Annotated in this window: 13 protein-coding genes; 9 read left to right on the top strand and 4 right to left on the bottom strand. The window is 74.2% G+C overall.

Annotation, left to right across the window (positions count from 1 at the left end; all coding sequences use genetic code 11):
• The first annotated feature begins 228 nt into the window (after positions 1 to 228).
• The gene (locus ACSMXO_RS33830; protein WP_346261139.1) at positions 229 to 927 is read left to right on the top strand and encodes a DUF4142 domain-containing protein; all 699 of its coding nucleotides are present in this window, start codon (positions 229 to 231) and stop codon (positions 925 to 927) included.
• 96 nt (positions 928 to 1,023) lie between these two features.
• On the opposite strand, the gene ACSMXO_RS33825 is transcribed toward ACSMXO_RS33830, so the two are convergent.
• Both ACSMXO_RS33825 and ACSMXO_RS33820 read right to left on the bottom strand, forming a co-directional pair.
• Complete coding sequence (locus tag ACSMXO_RS33825; protein WP_346261138.1) at positions 1,024 to 1,233, bottom strand: hypothetical protein; 210 nt, start codon at positions 1,231 to 1,233, stop codon at positions 1,024 to 1,026.
• 56 nt (positions 1,234 to 1,289) lie between these two features.
• The gene (locus ACSMXO_RS33820) at positions 1,290 to 1,613 is read right to left on the bottom strand and encodes a zinc ribbon domain-containing protein (RefSeq protein ID WP_346261137.1); all 324 of its coding nucleotides are present in this window, start codon (positions 1,611 to 1,613) and stop codon (positions 1,290 to 1,292) included.
• Between the two features lie 183 nt (positions 1,614 to 1,796).
• On the opposite strand from ACSMXO_RS33820, the gene ACSMXO_RS33815 reads away from it, so the two are divergent.
• From ACSMXO_RS33815 to ACSMXO_RS33805, 3 genes are all read left to right on the top strand, one after another.
• Positions 1,797 to 2,315: a GAF domain-containing protein gene (locus tag ACSMXO_RS33815; protein ID WP_346261136.1), complete on the top strand. Its 519-nt coding sequence runs from the start codon at positions 1,797 to 1,799 to the stop codon at positions 2,313 to 2,315.
• A gap of 92 nt (positions 2,316 to 2,407) precedes the next feature.
• Positions 2,408 to 5,914: an SNF2-related protein gene (locus ACSMXO_RS33810; protein WP_455415176.1), complete on the top strand. Its 3,507-nt coding sequence runs from the start codon at positions 2,408 to 2,410 to the stop codon at positions 5,912 to 5,914.
• A gap of 46 nt (positions 5,915 to 5,960) precedes the next feature.
• On the top strand, positions 5,961 to 6,929 hold the full coding sequence (locus ACSMXO_RS33805) for an SWIM zinc finger family protein (protein ID WP_455415175.1): 969 nt from the start codon (positions 5,961 to 5,963) through the stop codon (positions 6,927 to 6,929).
• A 109-nt stretch (positions 6,930 to 7,038) separates the two neighbouring features.
• Here the strand turns inward: ACSMXO_RS33805 and ACSMXO_RS33800 are convergent, their stop codons facing one another.
• Both ACSMXO_RS33800 and ACSMXO_RS33795 read right to left on the bottom strand, forming a co-directional pair.
• Positions 7,039 to 7,293: a DUF3040 domain-containing protein gene (locus ACSMXO_RS33800; RefSeq protein ID WP_346261133.1), complete on the bottom strand. Its 255-nt coding sequence runs from the start codon at positions 7,291 to 7,293 to the stop codon at positions 7,039 to 7,041.
• Between the two features lie 439 nt (positions 7,294 to 7,732).
• Positions 7,733 to 8,413 carry a bifunctional DNA primase/polymerase gene (locus tag ACSMXO_RS33795; RefSeq protein ID WP_455415174.1) on the bottom strand — a complete coding sequence of 227 codons (681 nt, stop codon included), beginning with the start codon at positions 8,411 to 8,413 and terminating at the stop codon, positions 7,733 to 7,735.
• 238 nt (positions 8,414 to 8,651) lie between these two features.
• Between ACSMXO_RS33795 and ACSMXO_RS33790 the strand changes: the two genes are divergently transcribed.
• From ACSMXO_RS33790 to ACSMXO_RS33770, 5 genes are all read left to right on the top strand, one after another.
• A complete protein-coding gene (locus ACSMXO_RS33790) occupies positions 8,652 to 9,884 on the top strand; it encodes a helix-turn-helix domain-containing protein (RefSeq protein WP_455415173.1) in 1,233 nt (410 codons plus the stop codon).
• A gap of 22 nt (positions 9,885 to 9,906) precedes the next feature.
• Positions 9,907 to 10,476, top strand: a complete 570-nt coding sequence (locus ACSMXO_RS33785) for a flavoprotein (protein ID WP_346261130.1) — start codon at positions 9,907 to 9,909, stop codon at positions 10,474 to 10,476.
• A gap of 130 nt (positions 10,477 to 10,606) precedes the next feature.
• Entirely contained in the window at positions 10,607 to 11,500 is an 894-nt protein-coding gene (locus tag ACSMXO_RS33780; RefSeq protein WP_455415172.1) for a Nif3-like dinuclear metal center hexameric protein, read from the top strand.
• Positions 11,497 to 12,237 carry a zinc ribbon domain-containing protein gene (locus tag ACSMXO_RS33775; RefSeq protein WP_346261128.1) on the top strand — a complete coding sequence of 247 codons (741 nt, stop codon included), beginning with the start codon at positions 11,497 to 11,499 and terminating at the stop codon, positions 12,235 to 12,237. Before ACSMXO_RS33780 ends, ACSMXO_RS33775 begins: the two co-directional genes overlap by 4 nt.
• Before the next feature lie 33 nt (positions 12,238 to 12,270).
• Positions 12,271 to 13,449, top strand: a complete 1,179-nt coding sequence (locus tag ACSMXO_RS33770; RefSeq protein ID WP_346261127.1) for a bifunctional RNase H/acid phosphatase — start codon at positions 12,271 to 12,273, stop codon at positions 13,447 to 13,449.
• Positions 13,450 to 13,470: the final 21 nt, after the last annotated feature.

The raw sequence follows: 13,470 nt of genomic DNA, 5'->3' as shown, positions 1-13,470 counted from the left end.
GAACCGCAGGTCCTTTCGTACCCGTGGCTCCGCCGCCACCGGGGTCGGCGCTACCCGCCGGTATAGGTTTCCTTTAAATGTGGCCTAAGCTTCGCTCTCCTCGGGCATCCGAGATTGACTCATAAGCGCGCACCGCAATACCGTCCTGGCCGACAACTCCATTGCCACTCTGGCGCCGCTTTCTGGGAGGTTGAGTACGTGGCCACGGCCCGATCTGCGGTAAAGGCAATGCGCCGGACGGCTGCTCTGCTGGCTGGCCTGGTCGTCGGGCTGCTCGTGCTGCCCGGGGCGGCGATCGCCGCACCGGCCGGGCCGACCCAGCTCGGCGCCGCCGACATGGCACTGCTCAGCGGGGTACGGCTGGCCGGGCTCTGGGAGATGCCGGCCGGGCAGATGGCGGCCGAGAAGGGTGACAGTGCGCGGGTCCGGGAGATCGGGGCCGAGATCGCCAAGCAGCACGTGGAGCTGGACCAGCTCACCGTCGAGGCGGCGAACAAGCTCGGCGTCCAGTTGCCCACCGACCCGACGGCCCAGCAGAAGGGCTGGCTCGACGAGATGACCAACGCCTCCGGGGCGCGGTTCGACCGGATCTTCGTGGACCGGCTGCGGGCGGCGCACGGCGCGATCTTCCCGGTCATCGGGGCGGTTCGGGCCGGGACCCGGAACGAGACCGTACGCACGCTCGCCGAGCAGGCCAACGGCTTCGTGCAGACCCACATGACCCTGCTGGAGAGCACCGGCCTGGTGCGCTACGCCGAGCTTCCCCCGGTGGTGGTGCCCGTCCCGCAGGACAACTCGCTGGCCGCCAACGCGAAGGCGAACGCGGAGTTCGGCACCGGCCTGAACACCACGGTCATCTGGGCGGTCCTGCTCGGTGCGCTGGCCCTGGGCGGCATCGCCACGGTCCGGGTGTTCCGGGGCAAGTAGCGGACTCGCCGACGCGGGCGGGGTCGGGACCGTCCTCGGCGGGGCCGGAAGCGTCCTCGGCGGGGCCGGAAGCGTCCTCGGCGGGCCGGAACCGGCTCAGGACGGGGCCGGCCCGCGCCACCGGTACAGCCAGGGCGGCCCCTCGCCGACTACCGCCTCCAGTTCGTAGATCTCGGCCCGGGCGAGTCCGCCGTCGATCAGGTGGTGGTGGGTGAGCGGCGGGCGGCCGTGCACGTCGAGGTCGACGATCACGCTGCCGCCGTCACCCACGCCGCCGACCAGCGGGATCTCCGTGGTGGCCTCCATGTGGTCATCCTGCCGCCGGAGCCGCCCCGGCGCAGCGGATCGGCGTACCCGGCCGGTCACCGCCACTGGTAGTGCAGGTCAGCGACCCGCACCCCGATGCTGACCCGGGCCAGTACGGCGGTCAGCAGCGCCTGCCGCCGGTCCTGCGGCAGGTCCCGGGCCGCGTCCCCGTACGTCGCCGCGACGTGCGCCCAGACGGCCTGCTCGGCCTGCTCAGCCGGGATCCAGGGGCGGGGGCACTGCCGCCGGGGGCAGCCGTAGTAGCGGCGCCCGCTCGACGAGAAGGACGGGATCAGCAGTTCGTCGCAGGGCCCGCAGGAGATCAGCCCGCGCAGCAGGTAGCGCCCTGGCGTGGCCCGCTTCACGATGGGGAAGTCCATGCTCACCGCCTCGCTCGTGATGCCGACGCATCCATGCCTGTCGTCATCTTCTCCGTTAGTACGGCCGCCGGGGCGGAACTGTTCGATTCGTGACTGGGGTAAGGCCGAAAATCGCCAGGAACTACCGCCCGGCGGTCGCGGATATTCGCTCTGCCAGGGCGGTCGAGCCCATACTCTGCCGGAATGACGCCAGACGAACTGACCGCGGTCGTCGCCTCCCTCGCCGACGGAGATGGCGCCACCGGTGCCGGCGGACCCGACGGGATCACCGGCACGGCGGTCGCCGACGACGACGCGGGGCGCCGGAGTGCCCAGATCGCCGCCGCCGTACGGAGCCAGACCGGGCACCGGTGGGTCGGGGTGTACCGGGTGACCGGAACCGAGGTGCGGATCCTCGGCTATTCCGGACCGGGTGAGCCGGCGTACCCGACGTTTTCCCCGGACAGCGGGCTGACCGGCACGGCCGTGGCGACCGGCCGCAGCGTGGTGGTCGACGACGTGACCGCTGACCCGCGCTACCGCACCGTGTTCGGCACCACCCGCTCCGAGATGGTCGTGCCGGTGCTGCACCCGCGCACCGGCGCCGTACTCGGCACGCTCGACCTGGAGAGCGAGCATCTCGCCGCGTTCGGCGCGGCCGAGCGGGAACTCCTGGAGCGGTGTGCGGCGGCCATCACCCCGCTGTACGGCGTCGATCCGTAGCCGAATGCCGGCACGGGGACCGGCGGCGGTGCCGGACGGGGTGCTAGAAAGGGATCCGCCCGCTGACCCCACGCCCGAGAAGGGACCTGTGCGTGCTGGTCGTCCACGCCCTGTGGCTGGCCGGCGGTCGGCTCGCGGTGTGGGGGGAGGACTCCACACTGCCCGTCCGGCCGCCACGCCGGCCCGGCCGCCCGCCCCGGCACCGGCCGCACCCGTTCGCGACGGGACATGCCGGGCTGGCCGGTGCGCTCGGCGAACTGGCCGCGAAGGCGACCACCGGCAGTGCCCTGCTCGCCCTACCCACCCGGGCCGGCGCACCTGTCGACTCGGCGGAGCTGGTCCGGACCGAGCCGGTCGAGCCGGGCCGCGGCCCGGTCGGTCTGGCGCCGTGGCGGGTGCCGGTGCTGGAGTACGACGCCGACCACGCGCTGCCGGTGCTGCTCGCCTTCGGCGAGAGTGAGCCGCTTGGCGGTCGGGGGGCGCCCGCTGGCCCGGAACGGCCCGCCCGCCGGCCCTCGCCCGCCCGCCGGACGACCGCCGCGGAGCGGTCTGCCGACCGGGAACCCGACGGGTCGGGCCCGGCGGTCCGGGGCGGGTCGCTGCGCCACCTCGCCGGGCTCGCCGAGTTCGCGGTCGAGCTGGTCCGGCGGGGCCGGATCCTGCCCGGCCTCTCCGCACCGACCACCCCCGGCGGCGCCAGCACCTTCTCCGAGGACAGCCCGGCCCGCCCCGGCGCTCCGGCCGGCTCCCGCAGCCCACGCGGCTCCGATCGCTCCGGCCGTTCAACCGGCTCGGTCGGCTCGGCCCGGGCGGTGTGGCGACCGCTGCTGACCGGGGCCGACGCCGGCTGGGCCCGCGCGTTGACCATGGCGCTGCCCCCGGCGGCCCGCGCCGCGCTCGACCCGCCCGCGGCCGGGGCCACCGCACCGGACGACACCAGCGGGCCGGCACCCACCCGACCGGACGACGGCACCGGGTCGGGAGCGGTCCAGCCCGGCGACGCTCCCGGCGCGAGCGGCTCGGCGGCGGCCACCGTCGTGGACGCCCTGGACGCGCTCACCGACGCCGCCGCCCGGACGGCCCTGGAGGGGGTACGGCTGATCGGGGCCGGTCGGGCCGGCGCCGCCGACGTTGCCGTACGGGCCTGGCTCCGGGCGCTGACCGGGCGGCAGCGGGACTTCACCGCGGCACCGGAGGCACTGGCCGGGCTGGACGGCGAACTGCGCGCCTGGCAGCGGGATGCCGCCGGTAGCTCGGTGCGGGCCTGCTTCCGGCTCGTCGAGCCACCCGCGCCGGTCGACATCGACGTGGCACCGACCGAGGCGGACGAGTCGACCGAGGCGGACGAGCCGACCGAGGCCGAGGGGCTGACCGAGGCGGACGAGCTGACCGAGGCCGAGGGGCTGGCCGGGGCGGGCGGGGCGGCGCAGCGCTGGCGGGTGGAGTTCGCGCTCCAGGCGGCGGACGAGCCGAGCCTGGTGGTCGGGGCGGACCGGATCTGGGCGGCCCGGGGCGACCTGCGGGCGCTGGCCCGGCACCTGGCCGCCCCACAGGAGACCCTGCTGACCGAGCTGGGCCGGGCGAGCCGGCTCTGGCCGGAGCTGGACGACGCCCTGCGGACAGCCGCGCCGGAGGCGTTGGAGCTGGACACCGAGGGGGCGCACCGGTTCCTCCGGGACGGGGCGCCGGTGCTGCACGCCGCCGGGTTCGGGGTGCTGCTCCCCTCCTGGTGGCAGCGGCCGGGTGCCCGGCTCGGGGCCCGGTTGCAGGCCAAGACCCGTACCGCGCCGGGGACGGTCGCCTCGCGTAGCGCGCTGGGCATGGAGGCGCTGGTCGACTACCGGTGGGAGCTGGCGCTCGGCGACCAGCCGCTCTCCGCCGCCGAGCTGCGGGCGCTGGCCAAACTGAAGACACCGCTGGTCCGGCTGCGCGGCCAGTGGGTGGAGCTGGACGCGAAGCGGCTCGCCGCCGGGCTCAAGCTGCTCCGCGCGGGTGGCGAGCTGACCGTGGGCGACCTGCTCCGGCTGGGGCTGGCCACGCAGGACGATCCGGCGGCGCTGCCGGTGCTCGGGGTCAGCGCCGACGGCCCGCTCGGAGACCTGCTCGCCGGCCAGGCCGAGCGGCACCTCACACTCCGGGACGCGCCCGAGTCGTTCCGGGGGACGCTGCGGCCGTACCAGCAGCGCGGGCTGGCCTGGTTGGCCTTCCTCCAGTCGCTCGGCCTCGGCGGCATCCTCGCCGACGACATGGGGCTGGGCAAGACCATCATGATGCTCGCGCTGCTCGCCGGTGACCCGCCGGACGCCGGTCCGACCCTGCTGGTCTGCCCGATGTCGCTGGTGGGCAACTGGCAGCGCGAGGCGGCCCGGTTCACCCCGGAGCTGCGGGTGCACGTACACCATGGCGCGGAACGGCCGCGCGGGGCGAAGTTCGCCGCGGCGGTGCGGGAGGCGGACCTGGTGCTCACCACCTACTCGTTGGCGGCCCGGGACGCCGCCGCGCTGGCCGAGGTCGACTGGCACCGGATCGTGGTGGACGAGGCACAGTCGATCAAGAATGCCGCGACCCGGCAGGCCGCCGCGGTCCGGTCACTGCCCGCCCGGCACCGGGTTGCGGTCACCGGTACCCCGGTGGAGAACCGCCTCGCCGACCTCTGGTCGATCATGGAGTTCGCCAACCCCGGCCTGCTCGGCGCCGCGACCGCCTTCAAGAAGCGGTACGCCGAACCGATCGAGCGGCACGGCGACGACGACGCGGCGGCCCGGCTGCGCCGGATCACCGGCCCGTTCGTGCTGCGCCGGGTGAAGACCGACCGGTCGATCATCACCGACCTGCCGGAGAAGCTGGAGATGGAGGTGCTCTGCAACCTCACCCGGGAGCAGGCGTCCCTCTACCAGGCGGTGGTCGACGACATGATGGCCAAGATCGAGTCGAGCGACGGCATCGAGCGGCGCGGGCTGGTGCTGGCCACCATGACCCGGCTCAAGCAGGTCTGCAACCACCCCGCCCAGGTGCTCCGGGACGGCTCGGCGCTGCCCGGCCGCTCCGGCAAGCTGGCCCGGCTGGAGGAGATCCTGGACGAGGTACTCGCAGCCGGCGAGAAGGCACTGATCTTCAGCCAGTACGCCGAGTTCGGCGGGATGCTCCGGGCCCACCTCGCCGCCCGGTTCGGCCGGGAGGTGCTCTACCTGCACGGCGGCGTCGACAAGGCGGACCGGGATGCGATGGTGGCCCGGTTCCAGGACGCCGCCGGGGACGGGTCGGTCGGCCCGGCCCTCTTCGTCCTCTCCCTCAAGGCCGGCGGGACCGGGCTGACCCTGACCGCCGCCAACCACGTCATCCACGTCGACCGGTGGTGGAACCCGGCGGTCGAGGACCAGGCCACCGACCGGGCGTTCCGGATCGGTCAACGCCGCGCCGTGCAGGTACGGAAGTTCGTCTGCGCCGGCACCGTGGAGGAGAAGGTGGCCGCGATGATCGCCGAGAAGCGGGGGCTGGCCGCGCGGATCGTCGGCAGCGGCGAGCAGTGGCTCACCGAGCTGTCCACCTCGGAACTGCGCCAGCTCTTCGCCCTGGAGAGCGGGGCGGTGGTGGAATGAGCGAGCGAACCGCCACGCTCGGTGCGCACAGGTCTGGAATCCCGGCATGACCGACTTCCGCGAGTACGGCCGCCCGCGCAAGGTCGACGGCGGACTGCGGGCGCGTACCGCCCGGGGGGCGATCGGGCGGTCGTGGTGGTCCCGCCGCTTCCTCGACGTACTCGAGTCCTTCGCGCTGGGCACCCGGCTCACCCGGGGCCGCTCGTACGCCCGCGCCGGGCAGGTGGTCTCGCTCGACGTGGCACCGGGCAAGGTGACCGCCGTGGTGCAGGGCTCCCGGCCGGAGCCGTACCAGGTGTCGATCCGGTTCCGGCCGTTGGCCGAGCGGGTCTGGACCCGGCTCGAGACGCTGCTCGCCGCGCAGGCGCTGTTCAGCGCGCGGCTGCTGGCCGGCGACGTACCGCCGGAGCTGGAGGCGGTCTTCGCCGAGGCGGGTGCGCCGCTCTTCCCGGCCGGCGTCGACGAGCTGACGCAGCGCTGCGACTGCCCCGACTTCGCCGTGCCGTGCAAGCACCTGGCCGCGACCTTCTATCTGCTCGCCGAGGCGTTCGACGCGGATCCGTTCCAACTGCTGCACTGGCGGGGGCGGGACCGCGAACGGCTACTCGCCCGGCTGCGGGCGCTGCGCGGTGCCGACCCCGGCGCCGGGGTGGCCGAGCGGGACACCGGCCCGGGGCGCGGCCGCCGGCCGGCCAGCCGGCGACGGGCGCGTACCGGTGCGTCCGACGCCGACGATGCCGAGCTGCCGGTGCCAGTCGGCCCCGGCCCGGTCGACCCGCCGCCGGTCGGCGCCGGACTGGCCCTCGCCGACCTGCCCGCCGAGCCGCTGACCGGGATGCTCGACCGGTTCTGGGTCGCCCCGGTGCCGCTGCCGGCCCGCGCGCCCACCCTGGCGACCGAACCGGAACTGGTGCTGCGCCAGCTCGGTCCGCCGGGTGCGGCGATCGGCGGCCCCGGCCTGACCGAGCGGCTCCGCCGCGCCTACATCCGGTTCGGCGACGTCGACCCGGACTGAGCGAGCCGCACACCGCACCGGGCCGACCACACCGGACCGGGCCCGTACTGCCCGACCGGACCTCATCTCGGTCGGCCGCCGCCGGAGACGGTGCTCCGCCGTCGCCGGGTCACCGGGTCCGCCGGGCCTGCCACATCAACAGCGTGGCCGCGACCAGGACCGCCGGGGCGATCGCGACGGCCAGCCAGCCGCCGAGTACGACCAGGGCCGGCACGGTGGCCCAGAGTACGAAGGTCAACACGAGTATCAGCCGAGCGCGCCGCAGTTTGCCCCGGTCGCCCAGCCGGGCGACGAACTCGGGATCGGTTATCCGGAGCTGGTGCGTGATCTCGTCAAACCGGCGCTGATCCTCTTTGCTGAGCATGGCGTGGGCCCTTTCCTCAGGCGTCAACCAGTCCGGCGCCGGATTACCCGGTCCGGGGCCGCTCTCACGCTGCTCGTGCCCTGCTACCGGCCCTGCCGCCGGGACCGCGCCTCGCCCCGGCCCCCGCCCGCGCGGTTGCCGTCCGCTCGGTCCCGTGCTGAGCCGGTCGCGGGCTTTCGACCTGGTCGCCACGGGTCGTCCCTCGCGGCCGGATCCGCCCCGGCGGATGCCTCCTTGGCCTCAGTCGGCCCTGGCCGGGCATTCCGGGTTCACGCGGCCTGGCCGAGCACTCTGGGTTCGGTCGGCCCGGCACTCCGGGTTCACGCGTCTGGCCGGGCACTCCGGGTTCGACGGGGACGGATCCGACGTTTCCGGGCTCCAGCCGGGGCGGGACGATGTTCCCGGTTCGGGCGCAGCCGGGAACCCGACGACCCGGGCGTCAGGAACCCCGGCGCGGGGCGGGCAGGTGTGCCGGGAAGAGCGGCTCGGGCAGGGCCGGTGCGACGGCCTCCAGCGCATCGACGATCAGCTCCTGGACGCCGTACGGGTCGGCCAGGCGCCAGCGGGTCTCCTCCGGGGACACCACCCAGCGCACCGTTCCCTCGGGCAGCCGGGTCGGCGGGGCCGGAATCCACGAGCCGGGGCCGTGCCGGACCACGTAGAGGCTGTGCTCCAGCTCGGGCCGGAGCGGCTCGCCCGGGCGTACCAGGAACATCCACCGGCCGCCCGGTGTGGCCGCGACCGGCCCGCGGACCAGGCCGGAGATGCTGCCGAACAGCCGGGGCCGGGCCTGTTCCAGCGCGAACCGCCCGAGGTAGGCCGGGACCTCCAGCACGTCGAAGGCGCGGCCGGTGGCCAGCAGGATCGAGTGCGGGCGGAGCCGCCACCAGGTGGCGACCCGGGCCGGGTCGGCGGTGGCGCTCTGCTCCCACTGCTCCAGCGCCGGATGGCAGCCGGTGGTCGGGCAGCCGGCCCGGCCACAGACGAACCGGTGCCGGGCCAGACAGGCGCCGGGGGTGACCTGCCAGCCGTGCGCGGCGTAGCGGAGCGCGATCCGGCGCAGCCGGACCCGGTCGAGCTGGGCGAAACGGACCGAACGTGGACGGACTTTCTCCCACATTTCTGCGAACCCCCTACATTTATTGATCTCGGCCAGTTACGCAGGTCGAAGCCCGTCACTGGCGTCTGACGCGGTCGTTTGTCCGGGCAGACAGCCGCAAGTTGCATCGAAAGCTACGAGCGGCCGTCTCCGGAGTGACGTACATGCTGTGCGACCAGCACAGACGTGAGTCGCACCCCGTTTTCGCACCGGCGCGGGCCCCCTGACCGGACCGCCGACGCAGAAAGGAGGGCCGGACGTGGACGAACTGCCGATCGGGCGTCGCGTCGCCTACTGGCGCGGTCGCCGCAAAATGTCGCAGCAGGTCTTCGCCGATCGGCTCGGAAAGTCGAAGAGCTGGGTGGACAAGGTCGAGCGGGGCGTACGCCGACTGGACAAGTTCTCGGTGCTGTACGAGATCGCCGACGTACTCCAGCTCGACGCCCAACTCCTGCTCGGCAAGGCGCCGGAACGCCGGGCCGACGGGCTCACCTGCATCGACGAGGTGGAGGTCGAGGAGATCCGCTCCGCCCTGGAGCGGTACGACTCGATGAGTTCGTTCTTCACCACCACGCCGCAGCCGCCCTCACCGGCCGAGATGACCAAGTCGGTGAACCATGCCTGGCTGACGTACCAGTACGCCCGGTACGGCGTGCTGACCCGGGCGCTGCCGAAGCTGCTCCGGGACGCCCAGGCGCTGGACAGCGTGGCCGGCGGCGACGACGCCGGCAAGGCGGCCCACCTGCTCGGGCAGGTCTACCAGATCGCCTCGTCGGCGCTGCGCAAACTCGGCGAGTACGAGCTGGCCTGGCTCGCCGCCGACCGGTCGATGGCGGTCTCCCAGCGGGCCGACGATCCGCTGCTGGCCGGGGTGGCCACCTACCGGGTCGGCAACGCCCTGCTGGCGCTCGGCCGGGCCCGGCCGGCGCTGGAGGTGAACGTGAGCGTCGCCAACCGCCTCGCGCCGGGCGGCAGCAACGACGCCGGGCCGCACCGGCTCTCCGTCTACGGGATGCTGCTGTTGCAGGGGGCGATGGCGGCTGCCCGGATGGGCGACAACAACACGGTCAAGGACCTGGTCAACGAGGCCGAGGGGGCGGCCGACCGGCTCGGCGGCGACCAGAACCACTACTGGACCAGCTTCGGCCCGACCAACCTCGAGCTGCACCGCGCGGCGGCGGCGGTGGAGTTGGGCGAGGGTGGGAACGCGGTGCACACCCACGAGCGGCGGATCATGCGACGGGAGGGGTTCAACGCGTTGCTGCCGGAGCGGCGGGCGCACCACATGCTGGACCTGGCCCGCGGGTTCGCCCAGATCGGCGACCTGGACCGGGCGGGCGAGGCGCTGGTCGACGGCGACCGGCTGGCCCCGTCCGAGATCCGCTGCCGGCCGATCGCGCACGAGGTGATGTCGAACGTGTTGCGTCGCACACGGGGTGCGCCGCCCACGCCGATTGCGGAGTTGGCTGAGCAGATGGGAGTGGCCGTATGACCGCGGTACAGGGGAGCGTCCGGTGACGGAGTCGACCGGGTCACGGGTGCTGTACGTGCTCGCCTGCGGTTCGCCGCTGGCCCGGCACGTCGGTCGGCTGGTGACCTGCGCGCAGCGCGACGGCTGGGACGTGTGCGTGGTACTGACCCCGGACGGGACGAAGTTCGTCGACGTACCGGCGCTGAGCCGGCAGACCGGGCATCCGGTGCGGTCGACGTACAAGAATCCCGGTGATCCGGACGTGCTGCCCGACGCGGACGCCATGATCGTCTCTCCGGCGACGGTGAACACGATCAACAAGTGGGCCGCCGGGATAGCCGACACCCTCGCCCTCGGACTGCTGGTCGAGGGACTCGGCAAGGGGCTGCCGATCGTGGCGATGCCGTTCACCAACGCCGCGATGGCGGCCCACCCGGCCTTCCTGACCAGCCTCGCCCGGCTGCGGGACTGGGACGTCACGGTGCTCTTCGGCGACCACGTCATGCCACTGCACCCGCCGGGCACCGGGGAGCGCTACCTGGAGAGGTTCCCCTGGGAGATGGCGGTGACCGCACTGCGGGCCCGGCTCTCGGTCAGCGGCCAGCTCGGCTGAGCCCTGCGGGGTGCGGCCCGGCCTCCACCGGCGACCGGGTGGGGGTGGGAGCGGTGCCGTGGCACGTCCGGCGGTGCCGGTAGCGACGGTCGGCGCCGCGGCCGGCCGGACGCCGGTAAGCTGGGCCGCCGTGGGTGCATCCGGATCTCCGGCCGTCAGCGTGGCCGACGTCGTGGCAGCGCTGGACCAGCGTTATCCGCCAGCGTGGGCCGAAGGGTGGGACCGGGTGGGACTGGTGGTCGGTGAGCCGTCCGCACCGGTACGCCGGGTCTGCTGCGTCGTGGACGTGGTACCGGAGACCGTCGCCGAGGCGCTCGGGTACGGTGCCGACCTGATCGTCGCGCACCATCCGCTGCTGCTGCGCGGGGTCTCGTCGGTGGCCGCGACGACGTACAAGGGCCGGATCGTGCACCAGTTGATCAAGAACGACGTGGCCCTGTACGTGGCGCACACCAATGCCGACGTGGCCAGTCCGGGGGTCTCCGACGCGCTCGCCGTCCGGCTCGGCCTGACCGACCTGCGCCCGCTGCGCCCGGCCGACCCCTCCGGTCCGGCCGCCGGCCAGGGGCGGGGCATCGGGCGGATCGGCCGGCTGCCGGAGCCGACGACGCTGGCCGAGTTCACCAGGTACGCGGCCCGGGCGCTCCCGCCGACCGCCTGGGGCGTACGCGCCGCCGGCGACCCCGGACGGACGATCTCGACCGTGGCGGTCAGCGGCGGTGCCGGCGACTCCTTCCTCGGCGACGCCCTCCGGGCCGGTGTCGACGCCTTCCTCACCGCCGACCTGCGGCACCATCCGGTCAGCGAATATCTCGCCGAGGACGGGCCGGCGCTGCTGGACGCCGCGCACTGGGCGACCGAGCGGCCCTGGCTCGACGACCTCGCCGCACGCCTGCGCGAGCGGCTGGGCGTCGAGACCCTGGTGTCCGATCTCGACACCGATCCGTGGACGGTGCAGGCGGCGTCTCCGGTACCACCCGTGCTAACCCCCGCATCCTCCGTGGACAAGGAGTCCCTCCGATGAAGGCCGACCCGAAAGACCAGCGTCGCCTGCTCGACCTGCAGGCGATCGACACCGGGCTCGCCCAGCTCGCCCACCGGCGCCGTACGCTGCCGGAGCACGCCGAGCTGGAGGCGCTGGCTCGGGAGCTGTCCGCGCTGGAGGACGAGCGGGTCCGGGCCCAGGTGGCGGTGGACGACCTGGACCGGGACATCGCCCGGCTGGAGCGGGATGTCGAGCAGGTGCGGATCCGCAAGGACCGGGACCAGGCCCGGTTGACCGTCGGCTCGGGGCCGGCTCGCGAGCTGGAGGCGTTGCAGCACGAGCTGGCCTCGCTCAACCGGCGGCAGACCGAGCTGGAGGACGCCGAGCTGGAGCTGATGGAGCAGCGGGAGACCGCACAGGGCGTACTCGACGGGATCGAGCAGCGGCTGACGGCGGCCCGGGAGCGGCGTGCGCAGACCGAGGAGCGGCGGGACCAGGCCCTTGCCGAGATCGGCAAGGAGGAGGAGTTCAAGGCCGGCTCGCGGCAGCCGCTCGCGGCCGACCTCCCGGCCGACCTGGTGACGCTCTACGACAAGATCCGGGAGACGTCGGGCGGGCTTGGCGCGGCTCTGGTCGCGGGCGGGCGCTGCGGCGGCTGCCGGCTGGAGCTCTACGGCGCGGACCGGGCCCGGATCAAGGCCGCCGCCCCGGACGAGGTGGTGCGCTGCGAGGAGTGTCGCCGCATCATGGTGCGTACCGCCGAGTCCGGGCTGTGACCGGCGTCGGTGGCGGGATCGGGGGGTGGACCCGTGCCGGGTCGTAAGGTCGTGGTGGAGGCGGACGGCGGCGCCCGGGGCAATCCCGGCCCGGCCGGTTACGGCGCGGTGGTCCGGGATGCCGGCAGCGGCGAGGTGCTGGCCGAGCGTTCCGAGTCGATCGGCGTCGCCACCAACAACGTCGCGGAATACCGTGGCCTGATCGCCGGGCTGGAGGCCGCCCGCGAGGTGGGCGCGTCCGGGGTCGAGGTGCGGATGGACTCCAAGCTGGTGGTCGAGCAGATGGCGGGCCGCTGGCAGATCAAGAACCCGGGGCTGCGTCCGCTCGCCGCCCAGGCGGCCGGGCTGGTCCGGAAGTTCGACTCGGTGGCGTACACCTGGATTCCCCGGGAGCGCAACCGGCACGCGGACGCGCTGGCGAACGCGGCGATGGACCTGGCCGCTGGCAAGGTGCCGGAGGCAGCCCGGGACAGCGCGGCCGAGCCGGCGGCCGCGCCGCCGTCCGGCGCGACCGGGCGGGCCGAGGCACACGAGGTCGCCGCGCAGGGGTCGACCGCGAAGAGTTCCTGGGAGCCGCGCCCGGCGGAGACCGCCACCCGGCTGTTGCTGCTCCGGCACGGCGAGACGGAGTACACCGCGCGGGGCCGCTACTCGGGCCGGGGCGACGTGCCGCTCTCCGACCGGGGCCTGGCCCAGGCCGGTGCGACGGCCCGGCGGGTGGCCGGGCTGGTCGACTCGGTCGCGGCCGTGGTCAGCTCGCCCCTGTCCCGGTGTACGTCGATGGCCGGCATCCTCGCCGGTGGGCTCGGCGGCGTGCCGGTGGTGGTCGAGCCGGATCTGATCGAGTGCGACTTCGGCGAGTGGGAGGGCCGCACCTTCGCCGAGGTACGCGAACGCTGGCCCGCCGAGCTGGACGCCTGGCTGGCCTCGCCGGCCGTGGCCCCGCCCGGCGGGGAGTCCTTCGTCGAGGTCGGTACCCGGGTCAGCCGGGCGATGGCCAAGTTGTTGGCCGGGTACCCGGGGGAGACCGTGGTGGTGGTCTCGCACGTCTCACCGGTGAAGATCGCGCTCCGCGACGCGCTCGCCGCGACCGACGCCTTCCTGCACCGGCTCTATCTCGACCCGGCCGGCCTGTCCCTGTTGGACATCTGGCCGGACGGCGGCATGGCGGTACGGACCGTCAACGACACCGCCCACCTGACCGGCATCTGACCGTGAGCCGACCCGGTCCGA

The organism is Plantactinospora sp. DSM 117369 (assembly GCF_053764795.1).
The sequence above is the reverse complement of the archived record's forward strand: the minus strand, read 5'-3'. Positions and strand labels throughout refer to the sequence as shown.